Genomic DNA, 15,559 nt, shown 5'->3' on the forward strand with positions numbered 1-15,559 from the left:
ACGTGGTAGCTGCTGGCATGGACCCGGGACGCGACCTGTCGGCGCCCCCGCGGCCCGACCCCGTCACTTCCAAGATCCACGAGGGAGCATCCTGCCCCACTCGACAGCCCCCACCACGCCGATCCGGCCCTCCCGGTCTCGGGTGTTGTCCACCTGTGACGGTCGTTGCACCCCGTGCCACGGCCTTCGGAGCTCCGTCCGGCGGCTACGCCTCGGGGGCGGTGTTCTCGCCGGGCAGGCGCAGGTCCCAGCCGACCAGGGCGCGGAGCTGCTCGGCGGTGACGCCGTCGGGGACGGGGCGCGGGGCCTCGTGGCGGATCGGCGGCTGCCAGCCGTCCTCGGGGTTCCAGGTGCGGACCTGGCGGGCGGGGGCGCCGGCCACCACCGCGAAGTCGGGGACCTCGCCCGAGACCACCGAGTTGGCGGCGACCACCACGTTGCGGCCGAGCCGCGCGCCGGGCAGGATCACCGCGCCGGTGCCGATCCAGGAGCCGGCGCCGATCGAGACCGGCTCGTTGCGCGGCCACTGCTTGCCGATGGGCAGTTCGGTGTCGCGGTACTCGTGGGCCTGGTCGGTGATGTACACGTTCGGGCCGGTCCACACGTCGTCGCCGAGCACGATCTGCTGGTGGCCGACGATGTGGCTGCCGCGGCCGATCACGCAGCCGCCGCCGATCCGGACGATCGGCTCGGGGCCGAGGTCGAGCCCGGGCAGGAAGCCGGCCGAGATGGTGACGCGTTCGCCGATGATGGAGAACGGCCCGATGGTGATCCACTGCTCGTTGAACACGGTGCCGAGCGGGAACGCCAGCTTGGTGCCGTCACCGAGCTCCCCGAACCGGTACGGCCCGGGGCTCCGGTTGCTGACGGCGCCGGCGTCCTGCACCCAGCGCCAGCCGCGGTGCACCGCGCGCCCGGCCGCCCGGCGCGACCTCTCACGGACGGATCCCAGCAGCGCGCGGACGATCGACATGCGCTCACCGTATCGGCCGGCAGCGGCCCGCGGCAGGCAACGGGACCAAACTCACACCGGCCGGTAACTTCCGGCGTACGCCCAGGTCAGCGCACCCGGCCGGGTCAGCGCACCCAGCGCGCGGGCCGCTTCTCCAGGAACGCGCGCATCCCCTCCTGCGCCTCCTCGGAGCCGAACAGCCGCGCGGACTGGGCGACCAGCTCCTCGGTGTGCCGCTCGAAGGACTCCCGGACGGCGGCGTTGGCCAGCCGCTTGGACTCGGCGAGGCCCTGCGGCGAGCACAGCCGCAGCGCGTCCAGCACGGTCTTCAGCGCGGCGCCGGTGTCGTCGGCGGCCTCGGTGACCAGGCCGATCCGGGCCGCCTCGGCGGAGTCGAAGGTCTCGCCGGTGAGGTAGTAGCGGGCGGCGGCGCGCGGCTCCAGCTTGGGGCGCAGCGGCAGCGAGATGACGGCGGGGGCGAGGCCGAGGCGGGCCTCGGTGAAGGCGAAGGTGCAGTCGGGTCCGGCGACGGCGAGGTCGCAGGCGCCGACCAGGCCGAGCCCGCCGGCCCGGACGTGGCCGTCGAGGCGGGCGATCACCGGCTTGGGGCAGTCGACGATGGCGCGCTGCAGGGCGACCAGGCCGCGCGGTCCGACGGTGGGGTCGTCGCCGGTCGCCTCGGAGAGGTCGGCGCCGGCGCAGAACACCCGGCCGGTGTGGCCGAGGACGACCGCCCGGACCTCGGGGTCGGCGGCGGCGTCGGCCAGGCCGCGGGTGAGTTCGGCCATCAGCCGGGTGGAGAGCGCGTTGCGGTTGTGCGGGGAGTCGAGTTCGAGGGTGGTGACGGCGTCGGCGGTGCTGCGGCGCAGGAGGGGAGCTTCGCTGGTCATCTGGGCTGGTCTGCCTTCCGGCTGAGGGTGGGTCGGGCGGTGTCCGCCTGCACCCTGGCACGACAGCGCCCCGACTGACCAGTACCCCGTGCGTACACACCCTCAATTCTCTTAAGGTATAGACCTATTGACTGTTAACGGTCACCCTGGGTTGAGTGCTCGACACACCGCTCGTTCCCCCCACAAGGAGTGGCCGATGTCCCCCACCCGCACACTCGCCGCACACCGTTCGCACTCCCGCCGCGGCCGGATCGCCGCCCTGCTGACCGGCGCACTGGCCGTCACCGGACTGGCCGTCATGGTGCCGACCTCCTCCACCGCCGCCACCGCCTGCGCGAGCCCGTACGCGGCCTCGCAGGTGTACACCGGCGGCATGACCGCCTCGTACAACGGCCACAACTGGAACGCCAAGTGGTGGACCCAGGGCGAGACGCCGAGCACCGGCGGCTCGGGCGTCTGGGCCGACCAGGGCGCCTGCGGCACCGGCGGCGGCACCTCGCCGAGCCCGAGCCCGACCTCCACCGGCACCTCGCCCAGCCCGAAGCCGTCCGGGACGGTCTGCGCCTTCCAGGTCTGGGTGGCGGGCACCCAGTACACCACCGGCACGGTGGTCAAGTACGTGCCCAACGGCAAGTTCTACGTCGCCACCCACGACAACCCGGGCTACGACCCGACGATCTCCACCTGGTACTGGAGCCCGTCGAACTGCGCCGACGACCAGCCCTCGCCGAGCCCCACCACCAGCACCTCGACCAGCCCCAACCCGGGCGGATTCGTGGTCTCCGAGGCCCAGTTCAACCAGATGTTCCCGAGCCGGAACCCGTTCTACACGTACAACGGGCTGGTCGCGGCGCTGAGCGCCTACCCGGCGTTCGCGGGCACCGGCTCCGACACCGTGAAGAAGCAGGAGGCGGCGGCCTTCCTCGCCAACATCAACCACGAGACCGGCGGGCTGGTGTACGTCGTCGAGCAGAACACCGCCAACTACCCGCACTACTGCGACACCACCCAGCCCTACGGCTGCCCGGCCGGCCAGGCCGCCTACTACGGGCGCGGCCCGATCCAGCTGAGCTGGAACTTCAACTACAAGGCGGCCGGCGACGCGCTCGGCATCGACCTGCTGAACAACCCGAACCTGGTGCAGACCGACGCGGCCGTCGCCTGGAAGACCGGCATCTGGTACTGGATGACCCAGAACGGCCCGGGCACCATGACCGCGCACAACGCCATGGTCAACGGCAAGGGCTTCGGCGAGACCATCCGCTCCATCAACGGCGCGCTGGAGTGCAACGGCGGCAACCCCGCCCAGGTCCAGAGCCGGATCAACGCCTACACCTCCTTCTCCGCCATCCTCGGCGTCCCGACCGGCTCGAACCTGAGCTGCTAGCCGGTACGACGGCGGGCGCGGGTGACGGTCCGTCACCCGCGCCCGCCGTCGCAATTGCCGGGTCAGCGGCGCACCAGCATCGTCATGCCGACGCCCGCGGCCGCGAACAGCGCGCCCAGCAGCAGCCAGCCGGCCGGGCCGTGGGCGATCACCACCGAGGTGATCAGCACCGGGCCGACCATCATCGCGCCCGACATGCCGGTGTTGAAGACGCCCTGGTAGGCGCCGTGCGCGTGCTCCTTCGCCAGGTCGTAGCCGAGCGCCCACGCGCCGGCCTGGCTGTACACCTCGCCGAGCGCCTGGAGTCCGACACCGGCGGCGATCACCAGCGCCGCCGCCCAGCCGGGCAGGCCGGCGGCCAGCGCCAGCACCGCGCAGGAGCCGGCCACCAGCAGCGCGCCCCGGCGGAAGATTCGGGCGGCCGCGCCGACCTCCTCGGTGCCCCGGGTGGCCCGGACCTGGAGGGCGATCACCAGCGCGGTGTTCACCAGCAGGGCGCCGGCCACCATCCAGCGCGGCGCGTCGGTCTCCCGCACCACCCACAGCGGCACGCCGACCTCGATCATCACGAACTGCAGCGTGATCACCGCGTTCAGGCCGGTCATCGCCAGGTAGCGGCCGTCCCGCAGCACCGCCATGACGCCGCCCCCGGCCTTCGCCTTCGCGGCGTGCTCGGCGGTCCGCGGCGGAACGTGCACCAGCAGCAGGTACATCGCCGCGATCACGCCGTACGTCGCGCCGTCGACCAGCAGCGCCGTCAAGTACGCGCTCCGGCTGTCGAGTTGGAGCACCAGCGCGGCCGCGACGGTGCCCAGCGAGATGCCGACGTTGGTGACCGAGCGCAGGTAGGCCCGGCCCGCCACCCGGCCGTCCACCGGCAGCACCTCGGCGAACAGCGCGCCGCGCACCGCCGAGCCGCCCCGGTCGGCGACCGCCAGCAGGCAGGCCAGCACCGCGAACACCGCCAGGTCGTGCACCAGCACGTACCCGACCGCGCACACCCCCTGGACCACCAGCAGCACCACCAGCACCGGCTTGGGCCCGAACCGGTCGGACAGCCAGCCCGCCGGCACGCCCGCCGCCAGCCCGAACGCCCCCGCGACGGTCAGCACCACGCCGACCTGCGCGACCCCGAAACCCAGGATGCGGGTGAAGAACAGCACGGACAGCGTCATCGACAGGCCGTTGCCCGCCGTGTTGATCAGGGTGATCACGGACAGCCGGCGCAGCGCCGGGTCCTGGGGCAGCAGCCGGGCGAACCGGCTCCGGGCATGGCTGGGCAACGCGGCCTCGTCGGCCGCGAGTTCAGTGGCGGTCATGACCCGATCAGACCGGGTACGGAGCGCCCGTGGTATTGATTTAGCCCGGACCTGAATCCTCGGGCCCGGACAGGGGGAACACCGTGGTGCTGCGCTTCCGGCTGGGCCTGGCCGATCTGGCCGCCACGTACTTCGCCTGCTCGCCGCTGCAGGAGACGGTGCTCAGCCTGCGGATGTGGACGCACCCGGGCCAGTACCCGCACGGGGCGGCGTTCGAGGCGATGCGCCCGGCCTTCGAGGCGCTGCCGGACGCACCGCTGCTCCGCGCCCTGGTGGCGAGCAACAAGTACGTGCCGGACTTCATGACACCCCGCCCGAGCGTCCCGTTCCCGGACTTCGCGGCCGAGCTGGCGGCCGTCCGCGCCTTCGAACCGGCCCGGCTGCGACGCGAGTTGGACGTCACCTTCCGGCCGCACGACCGCGAGGTGCCGCCGCTGCTGGCCGCCTTCGACGACCGCCCGGCGGAGCTGATCGGGCGGATCGCCGACGCCCTGGAGCAGTACTGGACGCGGGTGCTGGAGCCCGCCTGGTGGCCGCGCGCCCGCTCGGTGCTGCACGCCGACATCGTGCACCGCGCGCGGGTGCTGGCCGAGCGCGGCGCGGCCGGGCTGTTCGCCGACCTCGACCACCGGCTGCGCTGGACGGACGGGGTGCTGACCATCGACCGCGACTGGGGCGACAGCGACCTGGACATCGTGGTGGACCGGCGCGGAATGACCCTGCTGCCGACCTGCTTCGCACGCGGCGCGATCACCGCGATCGGCCCCGACCTCACCCCGTCGATCAGCTACCTGGCGCGCGGCCAGGGCAACCTGACCGGCCCGGCCGACCCGCCGCCCGCGCCGCAGGCCCTGGAGCAGCTGCTCGGCACCCCGAAGGCCCGCATCCTGGCGCTGCTCCAGGAGCCCACCGCCACCACCGAGTTGGCCCGCCGCCTGGGCGTCACCCCCGGCGCGGTCAGCCAGCACCTCGCCGTCCTGCACGCCACCCGGCTGGTCACCCGGGCCCGGCACGGCCGCCTGGTGCTGTACGCGCGCAGCCCGCTCGCCGAGCAGCTGATCGGCCCTTGACGGAGCGTCAGCAGAACGCGATCGCCGCGCCGGTCCGCACCGACAGCTCGGCCGCCCGCATCAGCTGGAGGCAGATGAACGACTCGGTGCCGTAGCGCTGCCAGCCCTCGGGGTCCGCGACCTCGCCGTCGAGCACGGCGGTCACCTCGTCCGCGTACGGGTCGAGGTCCGCGGGCAGGCCGAGCGCCTCGGCCACGGTCCTCAGCTCGGCCAGCAGCCGCACCGAGGACCCGAGCATCCCGCCGGACAGCTCCTCGTCGATCAGCACCGGCCCGAAGTCCACGGGGACGTAGTAGCCCTCGCAGTCCGAGTGGTGGATCAGGTGGTCGAACGGGCCGGCCGGGTCGTCCGGTATGTCGTAGTAGGCCTCCCGCAGCTCCGGGTCCTCGGAGGCCCGGTCGCCCTCGGCCAGCGGCTCGGGCAGCCGCCCGTTCGCGGCCAGGTGCGCGGCGACGCGGCGCAGCGTGTGCAGCCCCGAGTACCCCCACACCCGGTCGCTGAACCGGGGTCCGTCGACCGGCTCCTGCCAGCCGGGCAGGCCCTCGCGCTCCAGTACCGCGCCGATCGTCGCGCACTCCTCGCGGAACCAGTCCGCCACGTCCTCCTCGGCGCCGATCAGCGCGCCCACCATCACGTCGAGTCCCATGCCGGAGATCCTGCCTGCCACCACCGACACTCGGTGGATCATGGCCCCGCCGGACTGTCAACCTCCGTCCGGTATAGACCTGTTGACGAGTTGGTCCAGTCCATTTACCCTCCTGTTGCCGGCTCCCCGGCACCCCTGTACGGAATCCCCCACACCAGACAGGGAGTACCGATGCACGTCCGCTCCAGGAAGCGCCTCCGGGCCAGACTGCTGGCTCTGCTGGCCACGCTCGCCCTGCCGATCGCCCTGCTCGCCGCCACCCCCGCGCACGCCGCGGCCAAGCTCACCGCCACCTTCACCAGCGACAACTACGGCTCCTGGTGGAAGGGCACGTTCGTCGTCAAGAACCCCAGTGCCACCGCCGTCACCGGGTGGACGCTGGAGTTCGACCTGCCGTCCGGCGTCACCATGACCGGCACCTACAACGGCACGGCCACCACCACCGGCAGCCACGTGGTCGCCACCAACGCGTACTACAACGCGACCGTGCAGCCGAACGGCTCCACCGAGCCGTACAGCTTCTGGTTCATCGGCAACGGCCCGATCACCGCGCCGCTCAACTGCCGCGTCAACGGCGACAAGTGCGACGGCACCCCGGACGTCCCGCCGACCGCGCCCGGCGCCCCGACGCTGGTCGACGCCACCGCGCACAGCCTCGCGCTGAGCTGGACCGCCGCGAGCAAGGGCGACTTCCCGGTCGCCTCGTACGACATCCTCAACGGCTCGACGGTCCTCGGCTCCGCGACCGGCCTGTCCACCACCCTCACCGGCCTCACCCCGGCGACCACCTACACCCTGAACGTCCGCGCCAAGGACACCCGCGGCAACACCGGCCCGCTCAGCACCCCGGTGTTCTTCTCCACCGTCGACCCGGCCACCGACACCGTGCCGCCGACCGCCCCGGGCAACCTGCGCTCCACCGGCGTCACCTCCACGAGCGTCGCCCTCGCCTGGGACGCCGCCACCGACAACAAGCGGGTCGCCGCGTACGACGTCTACCAGGGCGGCGCCCTCGTGCAGACCGTCACCGCCACCACGGCCACCGTCGGGCAGCTCTCCCCCGCCACCCCGTACACCTTCACGGTCAGGGCCCGGGACGCCGCCGACAACAACTCCCCTGCCTCCAACGCCCTCGCCGTCACCACGGGCGACCTCGCCGGACCCGGGAAGTACACCCGGGTCGGCTACTTCGTCCAGTGGGGCATCTACGGCCGCCAGTACTTCGTCAAGAACCTCGACACCTCCGGCAGCGCCGCCAAGCTCGACGTCGTCAACTACGCCTTCGAGAACATCGACCCGGTCAACCTGACCTGCCTGGCCGGCGTCACCAAGGGCACCACCTCCAACCCCGAGGACCCCGACCAGGGCACCGGCGCCGGTGACGCCGACGCCGACTACGCCCGGCCGATGAGCGCCGCCCAGTCCGTGGACGGCGTCGCCGACGACGGCTGGTCGCCGCTGCGCGGCAACCTCAACCAGCTGAAGAAGCTCAAGGCCAAGTACCCCGATCTCAAGGTCGTGGTCTCGCTCGGCGGCTGGACGTACTCCAAGTTCTTCTCCGACGCGGCCGCCACCGACGCCTCCCGCAAGAAGCTCGTCTCCTCCTGCATCGACATCTGGATCAAGGGCAACCTGCCCGCCTACAACGGCGCGGGCGGCCCCGGCACCGGCGCGGGCATCTTCGACGGCATCGACCTCGACTGGGAGTGGCCCGGCTCCGCGGACGGCCACCCCGGCAACCACTGGAACACCGCCGACAAGGCCAACCTGACCCTGCTGCTCGCCGAGTTCCGCCGGCAGCTCGACGCCCTCGGCGGCCCGCACAGGCTGCTCACCGCCTTCACCCCCGCCGACCCCGCCAAGATCGCCCAGGGCTGGGACCTCTCACGGATCTTCCAGTACCTCGACATCGCCAACGTCCAGGGCTACGACTTCCACGGCTCCGGCTCCGACAACTCCTGGGAGCCCAACCGCACCGGCCAGCAGGCCAACCTGCACACCGACCCGGCCGACCCCTACCCGTTCCATTTCTCGGTCGAGAACGCCGTCAACACCTACCTCGACGCCGGCGTCAACCCGCGCAAACTCACCATCGGCTTCCCGTTCTACGGCCGCGGCTGGCAGAACGTCACCGACGGCGGAGCCCACGGCGCCTGGCAGGCCGCCAACGGCGCCGCACCCGGCCAGTTCGCCGAGGAGGCCGGCACCCGCGGCTACAACAACCTGATCACCTCGGTGCCCAACCTCACCGTCCACCACGACCCGGTCTCCGTCTCCACCTACGGCTACACCGGCAACGGCGGCCAGTGGTGGACCTTCGACGACCCCTGGTCCATCGCCCAGAAGACCGCCTGGCTCAAGTCCAGGAACCTGCTGGGCGCCATGGTCTGGGAGATGTCCGGCGACACCCCCTCCGGCACCCTGATGAACAGCCTGGACACCGGCCTGAAGTAACCCCCTGTCAGGGGCGCGGGGAAGCCCCCCGAACCCCAACCCCCGCGCCCCGCCACCCGAACGGATCCGCCCGAGGAGGGAACTCCCCTCCCCGGGCGGATCCACGACTCCGGCCGAGCCTAGCGACCGGCGATCGACGCCAGCTTCCGCGCTGCCCGGTGGTCCCGCATGAGCTGCGCGAACGTGGTGTGCCCCTGGGTGGTCCGGGCGAACGCCCGCCACGCCGGGGTGATCAGCGAGACGGCCGCGTGGAACATGTGCGGGCGCTTCTCGAACGAGGCCAGCATGATCTTGCCGGCCCGCATCTCCACGCCCAGGCCCGCCTTGATCGCGAACGAGTAGTTCAGCGCCTGGCGCCGCACGTCCGCCGCCCCGTTCGCCTCGGCGACCTGCACCGCCCACTCGCCGGCCAGCCGACCCGAGCGCAGCGCGTACGAGATGCCCTCGCGGGTCCACGGCTCCAGCAGACCGGCCGCGTCGCCCGCCACCAGCACCCGGCCGCGGGACAGCGGCGAGTCCTCGGCCCGGCAGCGCGTCAGGTGCCCGGACTCCACCAGCGGCGTGAACCCGGACAGGCCGAGCCGCCGGATGTAGTCGGCCAGGTACTGCTTGGTCCGCTCGCCCTGCCCGCGCGCCGAGATCACGCCGACGGTCAGCGTCCCGGAGTCGGTCTTCGGGAACACCCAGCCGTACGAACCGGGCAGCGGACCCCAGTCCAGGTGGATGCGTCCGGCCCACTCGCGGGAGACCGACTCGGGGACGGGGATCTCCGCCTCCAGGCCGAGGTCGATCTGGTCGAAGCTGACGCCGACATGACGGCCGATCCGGCTCGCGGAGCCGTCCGCGCCGACCACGGCCCGCGCCTCCACCCGCCCGCCGCCGGCCAGCGTCACGAAGACGGTCCGGCTGTCGCCGCCCTGCTGCTCGACGCCGGTCGCGGTGACGCCGGTGACCAGCACCGCGCCGGCCTGCTCGGCGGCCTGCACCAGCCGGAGGTCGAACTCGTCGCGGTTGACCACGCCGAACAGCATCCGCTTCGAGCGCCGGGTGCGCGTCCACTTGCCGTTCAGCGCGAACGTGACGGCCGAGATCCGGTCCTGCAGCGGGAGCTTGAAGTCGGCCGGCAGCGAGTCCCGGGACGGGCCGATGATGCCGCCGCCGCAGGTCTTGTACCGGGGGTGCTCGGCCTTGTCCAGCAGCAGCACCCGCCGACCCCGCGTCGCGGCCGCGTACGCCGCCGACGAGCCGGCCGGCCCGGCGCCGACCACCACCACGTCCCACACCCCGTCGAGCAGCGCGGCCCGCTCGGCGTCCGCCTCCGCGTCCATGCTCACGTGTTCCGCCGACGGCTCGTCCGACGCAACGTCCAACGCCTCGTCACCGGCGTCGTCGGCAAGGGCCGCGACCGGCTCGACGGGATCCAGGTCCTGGGTGCTACCGGTGTCAGTCACGGTCGCCCATCCTAATCTGCCCGCCCCGCTCTCCGGCCAGGACCCGCCCTTCCCGGACCCCGGCCGGACGACCCGCGCCCAACCGGCCGGCCGCACACCCGCTGTGACGGCACAACCGCAGGTCAAGGCCTTGCCAAGGGCCCTCCGAACCGGTTCAGTAAGGGCCATGCCGCACATCGCGCTCCCTGCCCCCCACCCCGGAATCCGGGGCCTGCTCGCCTTCAACCCCGCATCCGGCCTGCGCCTGAGCGAACTCGCCGAACAACTCCTGCGCGGCGAGTCCGCGTTGTCCGTCGGCGAACGCGAGCTGATCGCCGCCTACGTGTCGTCGCTCAACTGCACCCGCTACTGCGCGGCCGCGCACGGCGCCACCGCCGCGCACCGCCTGGAGGGCGACTTCGCCCTGGTCGACGCCGTCCAGGCCGACCTGGCGACCGCCCCCGTCTCCGACCTGATGCGGGCCCTGCTCCAGCTCGCCGGCAAGGTCGCCGAGAGCGGACTGTCCGTCACCGAGGAGGACATCGCCGCCGCGAGGGCCGTCGGCGCCGACGACACGATCATCCACGACACCGTGCTGATCGCGTCCGCGTTCTGCATGTACAACCGCTACGTCGACGGCCTCGCCGCCATCACCCCCGACGACCCCGCCGTCTACCGCATGATCGGCGCCCACCTCTCCGACCACGGGTACCTCCCGCAGCCCGGCGAATAGGGCTGCGCCAGGCTGGAAACCGGACGCGCAACCGGGGGCGCTGGGGGTACCCCCAGGCGAAGCCGAGGGGGCGGAACTGCGCGCAGCGGAAGGCACCCCGTCCGTAGGATCGCGACGCAGGACAATGACCTGCACGTGCTCGCGACCTTACGGCCGGGCGTGCGCTTGTCGCGCAGTTCTCCCCCAGCCCTGGCGGGCCGGGAGGTACCCCCACGCGCCCCTGTTCTCGCGCCCATCCGCTCGCGCGGATCTCCCCGCGCCCCTGGTTGTGCTCTTCCTGTCCCCTCACCCGACTACCGGGCCTGCGCAGCGCCTGTCGCGGCCCGGCGCCCGCCCTCCAAGTACCTCAACTCCCCTTCCGCCCGCGCCTCCAGCGCGGCCACCAGCCGTCGCAGTCGCGCCGCCGGCAGCATCTCCGCGGCCTCCCGCAGCGTCGCGAAGTGCCAGTCCCGGAGCTCCCCGGTGGGCAGCCGCAGCCGCAGCACCTCGGAGGGGCCGAGTCGGCCGCCGTCGTAGACGAGTCGCAGGCCGCCGCGGGCGCGGCCCTTGCCCGGCTCCCAGTCGACGGCGAGCAGGCGCAGCTCCTCGGGGCGCAGCCGGAGGCCGAGTTCTTCGGCGGCTTCGCGGACGGCGGCCGCGGTCGGCGACTCGCCGCGTTCGACGACGCCTCCGGGGAACTCCCAGTGCGGCTTGTACGCGGGGTCGACCAGCAGGACCCGGTCCCGGTCGTCGAAGAGCAGGACGGCCGCGGCGACGGTGTCGCCGTTCCCGCCCTCGGTGCGCACGATCGGACAGCGGGCCGCACCGCTGCGCACCAGGTCGAGGATCCTCTCGGCGGTCTGGCGCGGCGTCAGCACACCGTTGTCGATCATGCGCGCGTCGCCCGCCAGCCAGCCGCGGGCGGCGAGGTAGGCGGGCAGCGCCTCCCGGTCGCGCTGCCGCAGCGCCGTGTCGAGGGCGCCCTCGCGGGTGGCGATCCTGGCGCGCAGGATCGTCTCGACGGGGTCCAGGACGACGTGGTGGACGGCGAGGCCGCGGCCGGCCAGCGAGCCGAAGATCTCGTCGCGGTGCTCCTGCCGCAGCAGCGTGATCGGGACCAGGACGGGCCCGGCGGTCTCGTCGGCGAGCGCGGCGGCGGTCTCGGTGACCAGTCGCCGCCACGCGGGCAGTTCCTGCGGGTCCGTCACCTCGGCCCGGCGGCCGGGCGGCAGGGTGGCGCGGAGCAGCGCCTCGACGGCGTCCGGCTCGAACAGCACGCTGCCGGGCAGCAGCCCGGCCAGCTCTCGGCAGGCGCTCGTCTTGCCCGCCCCGAATGCCCCATTGACCCAGACGATCACAGCGTCCCTGCCCCTCTGTGCCGGCCCGGCCGGTCCGCCGGGCAGCGCGGGGCCCGGGCCCCCACGCCATCCCCAGTGGTACCCACTCCCCGGGCTCCTGAAAGGACCGCCTTGCCCGCCCCGGACGGACCCCCTACCGCCCGGGCTCCAGCAGCTGCTTCTTCAGCACCTTGCCCATGGCGTTGCGCGGCAGGTCGTCGACCAGGACGACCCGGCGGGGGCGCTTGTGCACGGACAGCCGCTGCGCCACGAAGTCGGTCAGCTGACGTTCGGTCACATCTTCGCCCGCGGCGACCACGTAGGCGACCACCACCTGCCCGAGGTCGTGGTCGGGGGCGCCGACCACTGCCGCATCGAGAACGCCGGGGTGGTCGCGCAGTGCGGCCTCGACCTCGCCGGCGCCGATCCGGTAGCCGCCGCTCTTGATCAGGTCGACGGAGGCGCGGCCGACGATCCGGTGGAAGCCGTCGGGTTCGACGACGGCGACGTCGCCGGTGCGGAACCAGCCGTCGGCGGTGAAGGAGTCGGCGGTGGCGTCGGGCCGTCCGAGGTAGCCGTCGAACAGGGTGGGGCCCTGGAGCTGGAGGTCGCCGACGCTCTCGCCGTCGTGCGGCAGCTGCTGCCCGTCCTCGCCGATCAGCCGGGTCCGCACGCCGGGCAGCGGTACGCCGACCGCGCCGGGCCGCCGTTCGCCGTCGGCGCGGGTGGCGACGGTGATCAGCGTCTCGGTCATGCCGTACCGCTCGGCGGGGGCCTGCCCGGTGAGCCGGCGCAGTTGTTCGAAGACGGGGACGGGCAGCGGGGCGCTGCCGGACACCAGCAGTCGGGCGGCGGCCAACTCTCGGGCGGCGTCGGCGTCGGCGGCGATCCGGGACCACACGGTGGGCACGCCGAAGTACAGGCTGCCGCGGGCGGCGGCGTACCCGGCGGGGGTGGGGCGGCCGGTGTGCACCAGGCGGCTGCCGGTGCGCAGCGCGCCGAGCACGCCGAGCACCAGGCCGTGGACGTGGAACAGCGGCAGGCCGTGGACGAGGGTGTCGTCGGCGTTCCACTGCCAGGCGTCGGCGAGGCCGTCGAGGCCGGCGGCGACGGCGCGGTGCGGGATCAGCGCGCCCTTGGGGGCGCCGGTGGTGCCGGAGGTGTACAGCACGAAAGCCGTCCGGTCGGGGTCCTCGGCGGCGGGCCGCCACTGGCCGCTCGCCCGGTCGGTGAGCCGGACCGGAAGGGCCGTCAGCCCTTCGGCGTCCTCGGGCAGACGGGTGCCCGCCAGCAGGGTGGCGCCGCTGTCGCGCAGGATGTGGGCGCGCTCCACCGGCCCGGAGTCGGGAGGCAGCGGCACCACGGGGACGCCGGCCAGCAGGCCGCCGACCACGGCCGCCACGGTCTCCGGCTCGGGTCGGGCCAGCACGGCCAGCGCCGGCGCCCCGGCGGCCCGCTCGGCGATCGCCCCGGCGGCGCGCAGCAACTCCTCCCAGGACAGCGCAAGGCTGTTCACCACCACCGCGTCCGCGCGGTCCCCGTACACGCCGTCCAGTGCCGTCAGCAGTCCCATGCCGCCCGACTCTACGAGCCGGGGCGACCGGAGTACACCAGCGACCCGTCCGCCGGGCGGATCGTCACCGTCCGTGCTGAGCTGGGGCGTTACGGAATCGCTCCAATTCCTTTACCGAATCCGGTGGCCGACCGGAACCATCCCCACCGCCCGTCTCGGACTATGGCCGGACCTCGCCGGCACCGGTGGGATAGGGATCGCCCCGGCCGGTCGTGCCGGGAACCGTCTCCTCCAGGAGTCCCCTTTGAGCATGCACCCCGCCACCGCGGGTCCCCGTCGCTCCACCGCGCTGCGGGCCGCCGCGCTGCTCGCCGTCGGGGCCACCGCCCTGACCGGCGCCACCGCGACCGCCCGGACGGCGGCCGACCTGCACCTGCCGGCCGCCTTCCACCTGCGTCCCGCCTCGGCCGGGCACATCGACGCGGTCGGCCGGGTCGCGCCGATATCGACCTCGGACTGCGTGTCGCAGATCGGCATCCACTGCTACTCGCCGCTGCAGTACCGCCAGGCCTACAACCTGAACCCGCTGTACCAGCAGGGCGTCACGGGCAAGGGCCGCACCATCGTGATCGTGGACTCGTTCGGCTCGCCGACCATCCAGCACGACCTGGAGGTGTTCGACAAGCAGTGGGGCATCCCGGACACCCAGGTCGAGGTGGTCAAGTGGGGCGACGTCCCGGTGTTCGACCCGACCAACCCGGACCACACCGGCTGGGCCGGTGAGACCACCCTGGACGTCGAGTACGCGCACGCCGTCGCCCCCGACGCGCACATCGTGCTGGTGGAGACCGGCGTCGCGGAGACCGAGGGCGTCACCGGCCTGCCGGAGATGATGGACGCCGAGAAGGCGCTCATGCAGCACCGCGACGTGGACGTGATCTCGCAGAGCTTCGGCGCCACCGAGAACACCTTCCCGGGCTTCGACAAGGGCGACTTCAAGTCGATCGAGAGCCTGCGGTACGCCTTCAGGTTCGCCGCCGCCAAGGACGTCACGGTGCTCGCCGCCTCCGGCGACAACGGCGCCACCGACGCGATGGAGAACGGCACCGACCTGTACCCGTACCGGGTGAACTCCTGGCCGTCCGCGGACCCGCTGGTCACCTCGGTCGGCGGCACCGAGCTGACCCTGGACAACAGCGGGAAGCGCACCGCCCCGGACAAGGTCTGGCACGACGACTACGGCGCGGCCGGCGGCGGCGTCTCCGGCGTCTTCGAGCGCCCCTGGTACCAGGCGGGCGTGGCGAACGTGACCGGCAACCACCGCGGCACCCCGGACATCTCGATGAGCGCGGCCGTGGACGGCGCCGCCTGGACGTACGAGTCCTACGACCCGACCCGGGTCGGCTGGCACCTGACCGGCGGCACCAGCGAGGCCACCCCGATCTTCTCGGGCATCGTGGCGCTCGCCGACCAGCTCGCCGGGCACCGCCTCGGCCAGCTCAACCCGCGGATGTACGCGATGGCGCAGCTGCCCCCGCAGTGGAGCGGCATCACCGACGTCGCCGAGGGCGACAACTCCTGGGACGCGGTGACCGGCTACAAGGCCGTCAAGGGCTACGACCTGGCGTCCGGCCTCGGCACCGTCGACGCCAACCGCTTCGTGCGCTCCCTCGCCGGCCGCTGACCTTGGCCGGACCCGAAAAACGGCGCGGCCCCCGGGACAACTCCCGGGGGCCGCGCCGCAGTTCAGCCTCGACAGGTCAGCCCTTGCGGGCCTTGACCTCGGTGGTGAGCTGGGGGAGGACGGTGAACAGGTCGCCGACGACGCCGTAGTCGACGAGTTCGAAGA

At 73.1% G+C, this 15,559-nt stretch carries 12 protein-coding genes; 5 read left to right on the forward strand and 7 right to left on the reverse strand.

Annotation, left to right across the window (positions count from 1 at the left end; all coding sequences use genetic code 11):
- Window positions 1-205 precede the first annotated feature (205 nt).
- Window positions 206-973: an acyltransferase gene (locus IEZ12_RS28165; protein WP_043909052.1), complete on the reverse strand. Its 768-nt coding sequence runs from the start codon at window positions 971-973 to the stop codon at window positions 206-208.
- Between the two features lie 104 nt (window positions 974-1,077).
- Window positions 1,078-1,842 (reverse strand): enoyl-CoA hydratase family protein, encoded by a 765-nt coding sequence (locus IEZ12_RS28170; RefSeq protein ID WP_189275802.1) that lies wholly within the window; start codon window positions 1,840-1,842, stop codon window positions 1,078-1,080.
- Window positions 1,843-2,038: 196 nt separating this feature from the next.
- On the opposite strand from IEZ12_RS28170, the gene IEZ12_RS28175 reads away from it, so the two are divergent.
- A complete protein-coding gene (locus IEZ12_RS28175; protein ID WP_043909054.1) occupies window positions 2,039-3,229 on the forward strand; it encodes a glycoside hydrolase family 19 protein in 1,191 nt (396 codons plus the stop codon).
- A gap of 62 nt (window positions 3,230-3,291) precedes the next feature.
- Here IEZ12_RS28175 and IEZ12_RS28180 read toward each other — a convergent pair whose 3' ends face one another.
- Entirely contained in the window at window positions 3,292-4,548 is a 1,257-nt protein-coding gene (locus tag IEZ12_RS28180) for an MFS transporter (RefSeq protein ID WP_189275804.1), read from the reverse strand.
- A gap of 83 nt (window positions 4,549-4,631) precedes the next feature.
- Here IEZ12_RS28180 and IEZ12_RS28185 point away from each other — a divergent pair, with 83 nt between their 5' ends.
- A complete protein-coding gene (locus tag IEZ12_RS28185; RefSeq protein ID WP_229848178.1) occupies window positions 4,632-5,618 on the forward strand; it encodes an ArsR/SmtB family transcription factor in 987 nt (328 codons plus the stop codon).
- Window positions 5,619-5,625: 7 nt separating this feature from the next.
- Here the strand turns inward: IEZ12_RS28185 and IEZ12_RS28190 are convergent, their stop codons facing one another.
- Window positions 5,626-6,264, reverse strand: a complete 639-nt coding sequence (locus tag IEZ12_RS28190; protein WP_189275806.1) for a putative DNA-mimic protein — start codon at window positions 6,262-6,264, stop codon at window positions 5,626-5,628.
- Window positions 6,265-6,435: 171 nt separating this feature from the next.
- Here IEZ12_RS28190 and IEZ12_RS28195 point away from each other — a divergent pair, with 171 nt between their 5' ends.
- Window positions 6,436-8,718: a glycosyl hydrolase family 18 protein gene (locus IEZ12_RS28195; RefSeq protein WP_189275808.1), complete on the forward strand. Its 2,283-nt coding sequence runs from the start codon at window positions 6,436-6,438 to the stop codon at window positions 8,716-8,718.
- A gap of 119 nt (window positions 8,719-8,837) precedes the next feature.
- Here the strand turns inward: IEZ12_RS28195 and IEZ12_RS28200 are convergent, their stop codons facing one another.
- Window positions 8,838-10,046, reverse strand: coding sequence for a geranylgeranyl reductase family protein (locus IEZ12_RS28200; protein WP_189275827.1), 1,209 nt, complete (start codon window positions 10,044-10,046; stop codon window positions 8,838-8,840).
- Between the two features lie 289 nt (window positions 10,047-10,335).
- On the opposite strand from IEZ12_RS28200, the gene IEZ12_RS28205 reads away from it, so the two are divergent.
- Window positions 10,336-10,881 (forward strand): carboxymuconolactone decarboxylase family protein, encoded by a 546-nt coding sequence (locus IEZ12_RS28205; protein WP_189275810.1) that lies wholly within the window; start codon window positions 10,336-10,338, stop codon window positions 10,879-10,881.
- Between the two features lie 293 nt (window positions 10,882-11,174).
- Here the strand turns inward: IEZ12_RS28205 and IEZ12_RS28210 are convergent, their stop codons facing one another.
- Window positions 11,175-12,218 (reverse strand): NUDIX hydrolase, encoded by a 1,044-nt coding sequence (locus IEZ12_RS28210; RefSeq protein ID WP_189275812.1) that lies wholly within the window; start codon window positions 12,216-12,218, stop codon window positions 11,175-11,177.
- A gap of 133 nt (window positions 12,219-12,351) precedes the next feature.
- Window positions 12,352-13,770 (reverse strand): acyl-CoA synthetase, encoded by a 1,419-nt coding sequence (locus IEZ12_RS28215; RefSeq protein WP_189275814.1) that lies wholly within the window; start codon window positions 13,768-13,770, stop codon window positions 12,352-12,354.
- A gap of 250 nt (window positions 13,771-14,020) precedes the next feature.
- Here IEZ12_RS28215 and IEZ12_RS28220 point away from each other — a divergent pair, with 250 nt between their 5' ends.
- The gene (locus IEZ12_RS28220; RefSeq protein ID WP_373295537.1) at window positions 14,021-15,394 is read left to right on the forward strand and encodes a S53 family peptidase; all 1,374 of its coding nucleotides are present in this window, start codon (window positions 14,021-14,023) and stop codon (window positions 15,392-15,394) included.
- Window positions 15,395-15,559 lie beyond the last annotated feature (165 nt).

The organism is Kitasatospora griseola (assembly GCF_014648555.1).
Lineage (GTDB): Bacteria > Actinomycetota > Actinomycetes > Streptomycetales > Streptomycetaceae > Kitasatospora > Kitasatospora griseola.

What these genes read in the sequence shown, in the direction of transcription:
- IEZ12_RS28205 (WP_189275810.1), top strand. Translation starts at nt 10,336, where the DNA reads ATGCCGCACATCGCGCTCCCTGCCCCCCACCCCGGAATCCGGGGCCTG.
- IEZ12_RS28200 (WP_189275827.1), bottom strand. Translation starts at nt 10,046, where the DNA reads ATGGACGCGGAGGCGGACGCCGAGCGGGCCGCGCTGCTCGACGGGGTG.
- IEZ12_RS28195 (WP_189275808.1), top strand. Translation starts at nt 6,436, where the DNA reads ATGCACGTCCGCTCCAGGAAGCGCCTCCGGGCCAGACTGCTGGCTCTG.
- IEZ12_RS28165 (WP_043909052.1), bottom strand. Translation starts at nt 973, where the DNA reads ATGTCGATCGTCCGCGCGCTGCTGGGATCCGTCCGTGAGAGGTCGCGC.
- IEZ12_RS28175 (WP_043909054.1), top strand. Translation starts at nt 2,039, where the DNA reads ATGTCCCCCACCCGCACACTCGCCGCACACCGTTCGCACTCCCGCCGC.
- IEZ12_RS28180 (WP_189275804.1), bottom strand. Translation starts at nt 4,548, where the DNA reads ATGACCGCCACTGAACTCGCGGCCGACGAGGCCGCGTTGCCCAGCCAT.
- IEZ12_RS28190 (WP_189275806.1), bottom strand. Translation starts at nt 6,264, where the DNA reads ATGGGACTCGACGTGATGGTGGGCGCGCTGATCGGCGCCGAGGAGGAC.
- IEZ12_RS28170 (WP_189275802.1), bottom strand. Translation starts at nt 1,842, where the DNA reads ATGACCAGCGAAGCTCCCCTCCTGCGCCGCAGCACCGCCGACGCCGTC.
- IEZ12_RS28215 (WP_189275814.1), bottom strand. Translation starts at nt 13,770, where the DNA reads ATGGGACTGCTGACGGCACTGGACGGCGTGTACGGGGACCGCGCGGAC.
- IEZ12_RS28220 (WP_373295537.1), top strand. Translation starts at nt 14,021, where the DNA reads ATGCACCCCGCCACCGCGGGTCCCCGTCGCTCCACCGCGCTGCGGGCC.